Origin of the sequence: Streptomyces ureilyticus (genome assembly GCF_011045025.1) — a bacterium.
GTDB lineage: Bacteria > Actinomycetota > Actinomycetes > Streptomycetales > Streptomycetaceae > Streptomyces > Streptomyces ureilyticus.
In genome coordinates, this window is the sequence record NZ_JAAKZX010000004.1 from 1 (window position 1) to 13,241 (window position 13,241).

At 68.0% G+C, this 13,241-nt stretch carries 10 protein-coding genes; 6 read left to right on the forward strand and 4 right to left on the reverse strand.

Annotation, left to right across the window (positions count from 1 at the left end; genetic code table 11):
• The first annotated feature begins 77 nt into the window (after positions 1-77).
• From G6048_RS01790 to G6048_RS01800, 3 genes are all read left to right on the forward strand, one after another.
• Positions 78-1,175, forward strand: coding sequence for an LCP family protein (locus G6048_RS01790; RefSeq protein WP_408056112.1), 1,098 nt, complete (start codon positions 78-80; stop codon positions 1,173-1,175).
• 244 nt (positions 1,176-1,419) lie between these two features.
• Positions 1,420-3,168, forward strand: a complete 1,749-nt coding sequence (locus G6048_RS01795; protein WP_165337623.1) for an LCP family protein — start codon at positions 1,420-1,422, stop codon at positions 3,166-3,168.
• A 77-nt stretch (positions 3,169-3,245) separates the two neighbouring features.
• A complete protein-coding gene (locus tag G6048_RS01800; RefSeq protein WP_165337624.1) occupies positions 3,246-4,913 on the forward strand; it encodes an LCP family protein in 1,668 nt (555 codons plus the stop codon).
• 22 nt (positions 4,914-4,935) lie between these two features.
• Here the strand turns inward: G6048_RS01800 and G6048_RS01805 are convergent, their stop codons facing one another.
• Entirely contained in the window at positions 4,936-5,958 is a 1,023-nt protein-coding gene (locus G6048_RS01805) for a glycosyltransferase family 2 protein (RefSeq protein WP_165337625.1), read from the reverse strand.
• A gap of 225 nt (positions 5,959-6,183) precedes the next feature.
• Here G6048_RS01805 and G6048_RS01810 point away from each other — a divergent pair, with 225 nt between their 5' ends.
• Both G6048_RS01810 and G6048_RS01815 read left to right on the forward strand, forming a co-directional pair.
• Positions 6,184-7,632, forward strand: a complete 1,449-nt coding sequence (locus G6048_RS01810) for an LCP family protein (RefSeq protein WP_235989418.1) — start codon at positions 6,184-6,186, stop codon at positions 7,630-7,632.
• 222 nt (positions 7,633-7,854) lie between these two features.
• Positions 7,855-9,132, forward strand: coding sequence for an LCP family protein (locus tag G6048_RS01815; protein ID WP_165337627.1), 1,278 nt, complete (start codon positions 7,855-7,857; stop codon positions 9,130-9,132).
• A gap of 78 nt (positions 9,133-9,210) precedes the next feature.
• On the opposite strand, the gene G6048_RS01820 is transcribed toward G6048_RS01815, so the two are convergent.
• The 3 genes from G6048_RS01820 to G6048_RS01830 all read right to left on the reverse strand — a co-directional run bounded on the left by G6048_RS01820 (position 9,211) and on the right by G6048_RS01830 (position 10,579).
• Positions 9,211-9,576, reverse strand: a complete 366-nt coding sequence (locus tag G6048_RS01820; RefSeq protein ID WP_165337628.1) for a four-helix bundle copper-binding protein — start codon at positions 9,574-9,576, stop codon at positions 9,211-9,213.
• A 147-nt stretch (positions 9,577-9,723) separates the two neighbouring features.
• The gene (locus G6048_RS01825; RefSeq protein WP_206341054.1) at positions 9,724-10,140 is read right to left on the reverse strand and encodes a VOC family protein; all 417 of its coding nucleotides are present in this window, start codon (positions 10,138-10,140) and stop codon (positions 9,724-9,726) included.
• Between the two features lie 10 nt (positions 10,141-10,150).
• On the reverse strand, positions 10,151-10,579 hold the full coding sequence (locus G6048_RS01830; RefSeq protein ID WP_165337630.1) for a helix-turn-helix transcriptional regulator: 429 nt from the start codon (positions 10,577-10,579) through the stop codon (positions 10,151-10,153).
• A gap of 239 nt (positions 10,580-10,818) precedes the next feature.
• Between G6048_RS01830 and G6048_RS01835 the strand changes: the two genes are divergently transcribed.
• A complete protein-coding gene (locus G6048_RS01835) occupies positions 10,819-13,209 on the forward strand; it encodes an ATP-binding cassette domain-containing protein (RefSeq protein WP_165337631.1) in 2,391 nt (796 codons plus the stop codon).
• The last annotated feature ends 32 nt before the right edge of the window (positions 13,210-13,241 follow it).

Below are 13,241 nucleotides of genomic sequence, written 5' to 3' on the forward strand. Positions count from 1 at the left end.
GTCCTCGACGGACTTGGCGAGCGCGTACACGGCGCCGCCGACGGACACGTACGACGACGATCTGGCGTACGTGCGCGATCTGGGGCTGGTCGCTCCGGACGCGCCGCACGCCCGGCGGTGTCGGTCACGCCCGTAGGGCCGTGTACGAGAAGCTGGACGGGAACATCACGGCGGACGAGGCTGCCGCGGCCGAGCTCGCTCGGTACGAGAAGGAGCGGCCGACCGCGTTGGTGAAGGACGCGCAGAACATCCTGCTGATCGGGTCCGACTCCCGCTCGGGTGAGGAGAACCGGAAGTACGGGCGGGACTTCGGCACCGAGCGCTCCGACACCGTGATCCTGCTGCATCTCGCGGCGAACCGGCGCCGTGCGACCGCCGTTTCGATACCGCGCGACCTGATGGTGGACGTGCCGGGCTGCCGGCGCCGGGACGGCGGCCGCAGCGAACCGGTGTTCGCGGTGTTCAACTACGCCTTCCAGGCCGGGGGTTCGGCCTGCACGATCCGTACGGTGGAGAAGCTGACGGACATCCGGATCGACCACCACATGGTCGTGGACTTCAACGGCTTCAAGGACATGGTGGACGCGGTCGACGGCGTCGTGGTCTGCCTCAAGGAGCCGATGAACGACCGCGCCGCGAAACTGCGGCTGCCCGCGGGCAAGGTAAAGCTCAACGGCGAGCAGGCCCTCGGCTACGTACGCGCCCGCAAGAGCGTCGGCGACGGCAGCGACACCGAGCGGATGGAACGCCAGCAGCGGTTCCTGGGCGCGCTCGTCAGCAAGGTCCGCAGCAATGACGTACTGCTGAATCCCGTGAAGCTCTATCCGGTACTCGACGCGGCGACCTCGTCCCTCACCACGGACCCCGCGCTGGCGAACCTGCGGGGCCTGTACGACCTGGTGCGCGGCCTGCGCGATATCCCCACCGAACGTGTGCAGTTTCTGACGGTGCCGAGGGAGTCGTACCCCTACAACCCCAATCGCGACCAATTGGTGGAAGCCGAGGCGGAGAAACTCTTCGAGCGGCTGCGCAGGGATGCTCCGGTCGAGGTATCGGACAACTCGGACGATCAGGAAGGCAAATCGGGCGGAAAACGTAATGACGGACCCTCACCCTCGACGAGCCCCGCGCCGACTTTCCGGGGGAACACGGCGGCTGAGGACCCGTGCGGTTAAGCGCCGAACGCGTCTGCGAGTAAAGGGCACACCAAGTTGGGGAACATTCGTCCAAAAAAATGGGGCAGATTGACCGGTTGTAAGACGTGGAATTTGTCACCGGCGTCCCTTGACCGTGATCCGGCCGGATAGTGTGAGCGGTCCGGTGCACCCGGCCATGAGGTCGTGCACCTGCTTGAACGAGACCGGGCGCTTTTTGAGGGGAGAAGGCGCCGCGTGGCCCCGACGGAGGACTGACACAACCGTGGACGCGCAAGGCCGAGGGCGGGCGGACAATATCGACCCCGCAGACCAGTGGGTACTCAATCCGAACACCGGCGACTACGAATTGCGACTGGGCCCTTCCACAGCGCAGCCGTCGGTACCCGGCCCCCGCTCCTCCAGAACCGCCACCGCAGGTGCCGCCGCGCCCCCGCGCGGCCGTACGGCGCCGGGGCGGGAGTACCGGGGATCGCCGGAGGTGGCGCCGGCACCCGAGGTCGTGCCCGGCCCGCGCAGGCGGCGCCCGCCACAGGGGCCGCCGCCGAGCCGTCGCAAGGGCCGGCCGCAGAAGCCAAAGGGCAAGAAGATAGCGCTGTGGACCGGCGGCACCATGGCCTTCGCGCTGGTCGCCGTCTCCACTGCGGGCTACGTCTACGTCAAGCACCTCGAGGGCAACGTCTCCACGACGGACGTCGGGAGCGCGGGCGCGGGGAACTTCAGCAAGGACGAGGCCTTCAACATCCTGATCATCGGGACCGACAAGCGCACCGGCAAGGGCAATCAGGGGTACGGCGACACCGGCAACATCGGGCACGCCGACACCAACATCCTGCTGCACGTCTCCAAGGACCGTACGAACGCGACCGCGATGAGCATTCCGCGCGACCTGATCGTGGACATTCCGGACTGCGCCACGAAGCAGGAGGACGGCGGCTCCAAGGTCATCGCCGGCTCGCAGGACGTCCGCTTCAACACGAGCCTCGGGCAGAGCGGACGGGATCCGGGCTGCACGATGCGTACGGTCAAGGAGGCCACCGGCATCTCGGTGGACCACTTCATGATGGCCGACTTCAACGCGGTGAAGACGCTGACGTCGGCGGTGGGCGGGGTCGAGGTCTGTCTCACCAAGCCCGTCGACGACCCGGAGTCGAAGCTCAAACTGCCCGCGGGCACGTCGACGGTGGAGGGCGAGCAGGCGCTCGCCTTCGTCCGTACCCGGAAGAGTTTCGGCAACAGTGGAGACCTCGACCGGATCAAGGTGCAGCAGCAGTTCCTGGGTTCGCTCATGCGGAAGATGTCCTCCAGCGACACCCTGACCAGCCCCACGAAGCTGCTGAATCTGGCGGAGGCCGCCACCAAGGCGCTGACCGTCGACACCGGCATCGGCAAGGTCAGCACGCTCAAGGACGTGGCCCTGGAGCTGAAGAAGGTACCGCCGAAGAACGTCTCCTTCATGACGGTGCCGGTGATCGACAATCCGACCGAGCAGGTCAAGGCCACGGTGGTCATCGATGAGACGAGGGGCCCCGAGATCTTCTCGATGATCAAGGACGATGTCTCGTTCACCGAGGTGAAGAAGAAGCAGCAGAAGGAGAAGGCCGCGGTCGCCGCCCGCCTCAAGGGCACAAAGGCCGATCCCGCGGACGTACGCGTACGGATCCTCAACGGCGGCGCGGCCCCGGGCTCCGCGCAGGAAACCCTCACCTACCTGCAGAACGACGAGGGCGTGCTCAAGTCGGAGAACGCGGGTAACGCCGAGACCTCCCTGAAGAAGACAACCCTCGAGTACGCTCCCGATCAGGCAGACCAGGCACGCAGGCTCGCCGACATCATGGGCCTCTCCGGGTCTGCCATGAAGCCGGGCGAGAGCGTGACCAACTCCCAGGGCCTGCCGGCGATCACGCTGACCCTGGGAGAGGACTTCAAGGGGGCCGGGGAATCCCTCACCGCTCCGTCGACGGCGCCGGATGTGGAGAAGTCCACGGCGGACAAAGTCGAGTGCGCCAAGTGACCTGAACGGCCTGCCATACGTCTACCAAGGCGTATGGCAGGCCTGTTCAGTGGTGCAGGGGTGGGGAGGCAGCGGACATGACGCAGAGTGGTGTGCGTGGGGAGCCGGCGCGACCACGCGTCCAACAGGCTCAGGACCTGGGCCGGGACGACGGTCCGCGCGATGATGCCGCGCCGGACGGCGGCGGTGACAACGGTGACGGCGGCGGTGCGGGAGGCAGACGGCGCGGCGGCAGAAGACGGCCGCGGGGCAAACGCGGCATACTCCGCTGGTCCGCGATAACCCTGTCGGTACTGATACTTGGCACGGCCGGCGCCGGATACTTCTACTACTGGCATCTGAACAACAATATCGACAAGGGCGAGCGCAGCAGCGGAGACTCCAAGGCCAAGAAGGCGGAGCCGAACGCGGCGGGCCAGACGCCGCTGAACATCCTGCTGATCGGTTCCGACAGCCGAAACTCCGAGGAGAACGTGAAACTGGGCGGCAGCCGGGATCAGATGGGCAGCAAGCCGCTGGGCGACGTCCAGATGCTCATCCACCTGTCCGCGGGCCGGAAGCACGCCTCGGTGGTGAGCGTTCCGCGCGACACCCGGGTCGACATCCCGGAGTGCAGGGACCCCGAGACCGGCAAGACCTACCCGGCGACCAACGACATCATCAACGCCTCGCTGGCCCGCGGCGGAGCCGGCTGCACGCTCGCCACCTGGGAGAACCTGACCGGCGCCTATATCGACCACTGGATGACGATCGACTTCGCGGGCGTGGTGAAGATGGCGGACGCCATCGGCGGTGTCGAGGTCTGTGTGGAGCACAACGTGCATGACCGTGCGCTGCCCGGCACCCCGGGCGGCTCCGGCCTCAAGTTGAAGGCCGGAAAGCACAAGGTCAAGGGCAAGCAGGCCTTGCAGTGGCTGCGTACCAGGCACGCCTTCGAGAGCGACCTCGGGCGGGCCAAGGCGCAGCACATGTACATGAACTCGATGATCCGCACGCTGAAGAAGCAGAACGTCTTCACCGACACCGGCCGGCTGATGGGCCTGGCCGAGGCGGCCACGGACTCCCTGAAGGTCTCCGAGGAGATCGGCCAGGTCGATGAGCTGTACGGCCTCGGTATGCAGCTCAAGACGGTGCCGACCGACCGCATCACCATGACGACCATGCCGAACGACGTTGACCCGCAGAACCCCAACCACCTGGTGCCGAAGGGCGCGGACGCCGAGCAGGTCTGGTCGATGATCCGCGACGACGTGCCCTTCGACAACAAGGGCAAGGACGAGAAGAAGCCCGCGAAGGAGCAGGAGCAGGCCTCCGCCGACCCGGCCGCCGAGGACGGCGAAATCGGCATCGTGGTGCAGAACGGCACGCGCTCCGCCACCCTCGCCCCGGTCGGCGGGCGGGCGCACGCGGTGGGCCAGGCGCTCGTGGAGAAGGGCTTCAGCAGGGCGACGGCCGACGGGACGGTGACGCTCGCCGAGGACAAGACGGTCGTCCGCTATCCGAGTGCCGAGCTGGAGGGCGATGGCCAGCGCGTCGCCAAGTCGCTGGGGATTCCGCTGAGTTCGGTGAAGAGGTCGACCGACGTCTCCGGCGTCACCCTCGTCGTGGGCGCCGACTGGCGCGAGGGCACGGCCTACCCGAAGCAGTCCAAGCCCGAGGCCGGGGATGTGCCCAAGACCGCCGACGCCCTGAACGGCTCGGACAGCGACAAATGCATGCCCGTGTACGAGCCCTACCGCTGGTAGTTCCCCGGCGTCGCCGCGGTGCTCAGCTCTCCGCGAGCACCGCGGGCCGCCGTGACGCGATGACCTTCCTGGCCAGTGAGCGTGGGCTGGTCAGGAAGCCCCAGCCCCAGGACATGTGCATCGTGGCGAGGGCTACGGGGATCTGCAGGCGTGCCTTGAGCGGGAGGCCCTTGCCCGCCGGTACGGAACCGGCGGTGATGGCCGCGAGATAGCCGCCCGGGACGACGAAGCCCCACGGGGTCAGCGCGGCGCCCGCCACCAGGCCCGCCGCCATCGCGCACACCGCCACCGGCGGAGCGAGGTAGCGCAGGTTGATGGAACCCTCGTGGTAGCGGGCGACGACGTGGCGCCAACGGCCGTAGTCCTTGTACTGCTTGGCGAGCGCGCGCACCGAAGGCCTGGGCCGGTACGACACCTTCAGCTCCGGTGAGAACCAGATCAAACCGCCCGCCTCACGGATCCGGAAGTTCAGCTCCCAGTCCTGGGCGCGGATGAACTCCTCGTTGTAGCCGCCCTGTTGCTCCAGCGCCTCGCGCCGGAAGACGCCGAGGTAGACCGTTTCGGCCGGGCCCGCCTGACCGCCTGTGTGGAAGGCGGCGTTGCCGACGCCGATCTTCGAGGTCATCGCGGCCGCGACGGCGTGCTCCCAGTCGTTCTCGCCTTCGGCGTGCATGATGCCGCCGACGTTCTGCGCGCCGGTCTCCTCCAGGAGTCGTACGGCCGTGGCGATGTAGTTCGGCGAGAGCATGCCGTGGCCGTCCACGCGGACGACGATCGGATGGCGGGAGGCCTTGATCGCGGCGTTCAGGGCGGCCGGCGTACGGCCCGTCGGGTTCGGGACGGTGTGCACGCGGGGGTCTTCCCGTACGAGCTCGGCGGCGATCTCGTCCGTACGGTCCGAGGACGGACCGATGGCGATCACGACCTCCATCTCGCCGTCGTACTCCTGGGCGAGGATCGCTTGGACGGCTCCGCGCAGATGCCGCTCCTCGTCGAGGACGGGCATGATCACGGATACGGCGGGGAGGCGCCCGTCGGAATTCACGTGCTGGGGTTCCTTCTCGTCTTTTCGGCCGGGGGTCCGGCTCGCCGCGCAGCGGCTGTCAGGCGCAGCGCCCCCAGGAAATCAGCATCAGGCCGTACGTTACCGCGAACGAGGGACACGGACGCGCGCCGCCCGGCCGCTGCACCGGGCCGCAGATCGTATGGGCCTACGGTACTCAACGGCCCCCCACACACACCCACACCCGCCGACGCGGAGGTGTCCCCCTTGCCCGCACCGCCCCGCAGACCCGTTCGCCCGCCGCGGCAGCGCCCAGCGCGGCCGCTCGTACGGCGCAAGCGACCACGGTGGGCCCTGCGGGTGGTGACCTCGCTCTCCGTGGCGGTGCTCGCGGCGGCCGGCATCGGGCACGCGGTGGTCACCGGCGTCGACGCCGACATCGACCGCGTCGACCCCTTCAAGGACATGAAGAACCGGCCCGCGCAGGGCGACGGCATGAACGTCCTGCTGGTCGGCACCGACGGCCGCGAGCGGATCAGCAAGGCGGAGCGCGCGAAGTACCACCTCGGCGGCGAGCCCTGCCACTGCACGGACACGGTGATGATCGTGCACATCTCGCAGGACCGGAAGCGGGTCAGCGTCGTCAGCCTGCCGCGCGACTCGTACGCCAGGACACCCGCGCACACCGACCACACCACCGGCGAACGGCACCGCCCGCACGCGCTCAAGCTCAACTCCGCGTACGCGGAGGGCGGGCCGCAACTGACCGTGCGTACCGTCGAGAACATGACACGCGTGAAGATCGACCACTACCTGGAGGTCGACTTCACCAGCTTCATGAGAACGGTGGACGAGCTCGGCGGCGTACGGATCTGCACGGTGCGCCCGTTGAAGGACCGGTACACCCGGCTGAACCTGCCCGCCGGCACGCACGATCTGAATGGCGGTCAGGCACTTCAGTACGTACGGTCCCGGCACCTCGACGGCGCCTCCGACCTCAGCCGGATGCAGCGCCAGCAGCGTTTCCTGGCCGCGCTGGTCGATCGGGTCACCTCGACCCGTGTGCTGCTGAACCCGATGAAGTTCCGCGATGTGACGCAGACCGTGCTCAGCTCTGTGCGGGCGGACAAGGGGTTCGGCACGGACGATCTGGTCGATCTGGGGTGGGCGATGCGGAACTTCTCGCCGTCGTCCTCGGAGTTCGCGACCGTCCCGATCGCGCGGATGGAGTTCCCCGTGAAGGGCGTCGGCTCGACCCTGAAGTGGGACGCGAAGAAGTCGGAGCGGCTCTTCCGTGCGCTGCGCGAGGACCGGCCGCTGGCCCCGCATCACTCCCCGTCCAAGGCCGTACGCGTCGATGTGGCCCCGCAGCAGATCCACGTCCAGGTCGAGAACGGCACGACCACGCCGGGTCTCGGCCGCCGCGTCGACAACGCGCTGTCCGCGACGGGCTTCAACACGACGGGCGCCCCGAAGAACGCCCTCGACCGCTCCGTCAAGCGCACCCTCATCACGTACGACCCCGGCTGGAACCGTTCGGCCAAGTCCCTGGCGGCGGCCCTGCCGGGCAGCCGGTCGCGGGCGGTCAAGGGCCAGGGCCCGACGCTGAAGGTGATCGCGGGCTCGGACTTCAAGCGCGTGACGAAGGTACGGGCGGAGGATGCGCGGCGCGGGGAGGCCGGAGTGGCCACCGGGGACGAGGTGACGTGTCCGTGAGGCCACGGATCGCGAACCGATCGGGCTTGACCGGATAGCGCCGCCCGGCTTGTTCGACCTGACCGGAATATTGCATTCCGGTCGAGGAGAGTGTTCTGTCATGGCGTTTCTCTTTATGTCAGTCTCCGCAAGGTCCGGTTTGCATCAGCTTTGCAACGGGGGTGGTGTGATTTTCCGTGGACTCTTGTAAGCCGGACAGCTGAGCACTGCACACTGGGGCGCATGAACAATTGGCCCGAGGGATGGCACGGAGACAACGGCGGCGACCGTTACGGCCGCGGCAGCGCGAGCGCCCAGCCCGAGGGCGCCCGCGCGATGCGACAGGTGGGACGCGGCCCGGGCTCGGGCCCGTCGGCACCGCCACGGGGCGGGGTCCCGCAGCAGCCCACCTACGACGACGGATACGGGCACCCCGACGACAACTTCAACAGCGACTACAACACCGGCCAGGTGTACGGCTCGCCGGGCGGCGGAGGGCCCGACGGACCGGGACCCCGCGGCCACCGTCCGCGGCCCGCGCCGAACTGGGGCCGCCGGATCAAGTGGACCGCGATAACCGTGGTCGTACTGCTGGTCGTGGTCTCCGTCGGTACGTACTTCTGGGCCGACTCGAAGCTCAAGCGCGAGGTCGACCTGTCCAAGGTGATCGACCGGCCCGAGGCGGGCGAGGGCACGAACTACCTGATCGTCGGCTCCGACAGCCGCGAGGGCCTGTCCGCCGAGGAGAAGAAGAAGCTCCGCACGGGCTCCGCCGAGGGCAAGCGCACGGACTCGATGATGATCCTGCACGTCGGAGACAACGGGAACACGATGATCTCGCTGCCCCGCGACTCGAACGTAGAGATCCCGTCGTTCAAGGGCTCCGACTCCGGCAAGCTCTATGAGGGCACCGGCCGCCAGACGAAGCTGAACGCGGCTTACGCGGAGGACGGGCCCGAGCTGCTCGTGCGTACCGTCGAGGCCAACACGGGCCTGCACATCGACCACTACGCGGAGATCGGCTTCGCCGGCTTCGCGAAGATCGTCGACGCGATCGGCGGCGTGGAGATCACGATCCCCCCGGGCGGCATGAAGGACACCAAGTCCGGCGCCGACTTCGAGGCGGGCAAGCAGACCCTCAACGGCGAGCAGTCCCTGGCCTTCGTCCGTACGCGATACGCGCTCAAGGGCAGCGACCTGGACCGTACGAAGAACCAGCAGAAGTTCCTCTCGGCCCTCGCCAGCCAGACGGCGACGCCGTCCACGGTCATGAACCCCTTCAAGCTCTACCCGACCATGGGCGCCGGCCTCGACACCCTCACCGTCGACAAGGACATGTCCCTGTGGAACCTGGCCTCCATGTTCTGGGCCATGAAGGGCGTCACCGGCGGCGAGGGCAAGTCCATGAACATGCCCATCTCCGGCAACTCCGCCAACGGCAACCTCCAGTGGGACGAAGCCAAGATGAAGACCCTGGTGGAGCAGCTGAAGAACGACGAGAAGGTGACGGTCACGGAGTAAGAGCTCCTGAGGACTCGTACGGCAAAGCCCGCTTCGCAGGCACCTGACGGATGCCTGGGAAGCGGGCTTTCGCGTTGTTCAGGCCGTGGCGCCGGACATCGCGCGGCAGGTCTGCGCACAGCGGCGACACGCCTCGGCGCAGCGCATCATCTGCGCGTCGTCCGGCATCGCCATACACGCCTCCGCGCACATCTCGCACGCCCGCGCGCACATGGCGCACATCTCGGCCGACATCGGCGACCTGCGCATCATCATGTCCGCGCACATACGCGTCATCTCGGAGCAGTCGATGAGCGCGCGCATGATCTGCATCTGGGCCTGGCCGCCCATCTGCATGCAGGTGCTCATGGTCTCCTCGCACACGTTGTGGCATGACATGCACGCCTCGACGCAGTCCTGCATCTCCTTGCTCATCGGGCTCATGGTCTCGGGCTGCTGCTGCATGGCTCCTCCTAGAGGGGTCGGGGTCCCAAGGGCGGGTCCCCATGCCCTTCCGTGGTACGCCTGCCGCCCACCGCGCGCCATCCGGCGGACGCCACCAATCCACCACAAAGCCCGCCAAGGCCCCTCAAGAGCACACTTGCCGCGAAGTCACTCCTTGCGGGGCTGGTTGAAACGCAGCATGTTGCCGGCGGGGTCGCGGAACGCGCAGTCGCGGACGCCGTACGGCTGGTCCATCGGCTCCTGCAGCACCTCGCCGCCCGCGGAGCTGATGCGTTCGAAGGCGGCGTCGACGTCGTCCGTCACGAAGATGACGCCGCGCAGCAGGCCCTTGGCCATCAGCTCCGCCAGGGCCTGTTTGTCGGCCGGTGAGGTGCTCGGGTCGGCGGCGGCCGGCTCCAGGACGATGTTCACGTCCGGCTGGGTGGGCGAGCCGACGGTCACCCAGCGCATCCCCTCGAAGCCGACGTCATTGCGTACTTCGAGGCCGAGTACGTCGCGGTAGAAGGCGATCGCCTTGTCGTGGTCGTCGACGGAGATGAAGCATGTGGAGAGTTTGATGTCCATGCCGTTCACGCTACGACCGGGCGGCTGGGGGCGCTTCTCCATTCCTGACCGGTCGTGTGTGGATCTTGGCGATGCAGGCCGGGATGGCCGCGCCGTCGTCATGGTTACGGGCCCGGTAGGCGCTCGGGCTCTCCCCGACCAGCTCGCTGAAGCGCGAGCTGAACGACCCCAGCGACGTACAGCCGACCGCGAAGCAGACCTCAGTCACCGAGAGGTCGCCGCGCCGCAGCAGCGCCTTGGCCCGCTCGATACGGCGGGTCATCAGATAGCTGTACGGGGTCTCCCCATAGGCGGCGCGGAAGCTGCGGGAGAAGTGGCCCGCCGACATCAGGGCGTCCCGCGCCAGCGCCGGGACGTCGAGCGGCTCGGCGTAGTCACGGTCTATACGGTCGCGGGCCCGCCGCAGCCGTACGAGGTCGTCGAGATCCGGCCGTTTCACCCGGTCAGTTTCCCATGGTGGGCGGCCGGACCGGTCAGGAATCGAGAAGCGCGGGAGGCCGGGCCGCTCATAGCCTGTGGATTACGGCGAACCGTTGCCGTGCACAGCGCCGACGAAGTAGAACCAGACGTACTGCCAGAAAGCCGATCAGATCGAGCCGGGGCGACGCCGACCGGGACCACGCCGGCGGCCGCCCAGCAGAAGCCCCTCTCAGGGGTCCAACAGAAGACGGAGACACGATGAACAGGGCCACAAGCACGGGCACGCAGTCGCCTGCGCCGCACGTCGCCGACAGCCACGATCTGATCCGCGTGCACGGCGCGCGCGAGAACAACCTCAAGGACATCAGCGTCGAGCTCCCCAAGCGCCGGCTGACGGTGTTCACCGGCGTCTCCGGCTCGGGCAAGAGCTCCCTGGTGTTCGCCACGATCGCCGCCGAGTCCCAGCGGATGATCAACGAGACGTACAGCGCCTTCCTCCAGGGCTTCATGCCGAACCTGGCCCGCCCCGACGTCGACATACTCGACGGCCTCACCACCGCGATCATCGTCGACCAGGAGCGAATGGGCGCCAACTCCCGCTCCACGGTCGGCACCGCCACCGACGCCAACGCCCTGCTGCGCATCCTGTTCAGCCGGCTCGGCAAGCCGCACATCGGCTCGCCCCAGGCCTTCTCCTTCAACGTCGCCTCGATCAGCGGGAAGGGCGCGGTCACGCTCGAGACCAGTACCGGCAAGAAAGTGGAGCGGCGGAGCTTCTCGATCACCGGCGGCATGTGCCCGAAATGCGAGGGCACGGGCCGGGTCACCGACTTCGACCTGACCGCGATGTACGACGACAGCAAGTCGCTGAACGAAGGCCCGTTCAAGGTTCCCGGCTACAGCGCCGACGGCTGGTACGGCCGTATCTACAGCGGCTGCGGCTTCTTCGACCCGGACAAGCCGATCCGCGAGTTCACCGAGCGCGAGCTGCACGACCTGCTCTACAAGGAGCCGACCAAGATCAAGGTCGAGGGCATCAACCTGACGTACGAAGGCCTGATCACGAAGCTGCAGAAGTCGATGCTGTCCAAGGACCGGGAGGCGATGCAGCCGCACATCCGGGCCTTCGTGGACCGGGCGGTCACCTTCACCGCCTGCCCCGAGTGCGACGGCACCCGGCTCAGCGAGGCGACCCGGTCGTCGAAGATCAAGGGGATCAGCATCGCCGACGCCTGCGCGATGCAGATCAACGACCTGGCCAAGTGGGTGGGCGGCCTCGACGAACCGTCGGTGGCGCCGCTGCTCGGCACGCTGCGGCACACCCTCGACTCGTTCGTGGAGATCGGCCTCGGCTACCTCTCGCTCGACCGTCCCGCGGGCACGCTGTCGGGCGGCGAGGCCCAGCGTACGAAGATGATCCGCCACCTCGGCTCCTCGCTCACGGACGTCACGTACGTCTTCGACGAGCCCACCATCGGCCTGCACCCGCACGACATCCAGCGAATGAACAACCTGCTGCTGCGGCTGCGGGACAAGGGCAACACCGTGCTCGTCGTGGAGCACAAGCCGGAGACGATCGCGATCGCCGACCACGTCGTCGACCTCGGCCCCGGCGCCGGCACGGCGGGCGGCACCGTCTGCTTCGAGGGCACCGTCGAGGGGCTGCGCGGCAGCGACACCATCACCGGCCGCCATCTCGACGACCGGGCCACCCTCAAGAAGACGGTCCGCAAGCCCACCGGCGCGCTGGAGATCCGCGGCGCGACGGCGAACAACCTGCAGAACGTCGACGTCGACATCCCGCTCGGCGTACTGACCGTCGTGACCGGCGTCGCCGGCTCCGGCAAGAGTTCACTGGTGCACGGCTCGATCCCGGCCGGCGCGGGCGTGGTGTCGATCGACCAGGGCGCGATCAAGGGCTCGCGGCGCAGCAACCCGGCGACGTACACCGGCCTGCTCGACCCGATCCGCAAGGCTTTCGCCAAGGCCAACGGTGTGAAACCGGCCCTGTTCAGCTCCAACTCCGAGGGCGCCTGCCCGACTTGCAACGGCGCCGGCGTCATCTACACCGAGCTGGGCGTGATGGCCACCGTCGCCACCCCCTGCGAGGAGTGCGAGGGCAAGCGGTTCCAGGCCTCGGTCCTCGAGTACCGCCTCGGCGGGCGCGACATCAGCGAAGTCCTCGCCATGCCGGTGACCGAGGCCGAGGAGTTCTTCGGCTCCGGCGAGGCCCGTACGCCGGCCGCCCACAAGATCCTCGACCGCCTGGCCGACGTAGGCCTCGGCTACCTCACCCTCGGCCAGCCCCTCACCACCCTCTCCGGCGGCGAACGCCAGCGCCTCAAGCTGGCCACCCACATGTCCGAGAAGGGCGGCACCTACATCCTGGACGAGCCCACCACCGGCCTCCACCTCGCCGACGTCGAGCAACTCCTCGGCCTCCTCGACCGCCTCGTCGACTCCGGCAAGTCGGTCATCGTCATCGAACACCACCAGGCGGTCATGGCCCACGCAGACTGGATCATCGACCTGGGGCCGGGCGCGGGGCATGACGGCGGCAGGGTTGTGTTCGAGGGGACGCCGGCTGATTTGGTCGCGGCGCGGTCGACTCTTACGGGGGAGCATCTGGCGGAGTATGTGGGCGGCTGAAGCATCCCCTACCGTCAACGCAAGTTGACAAC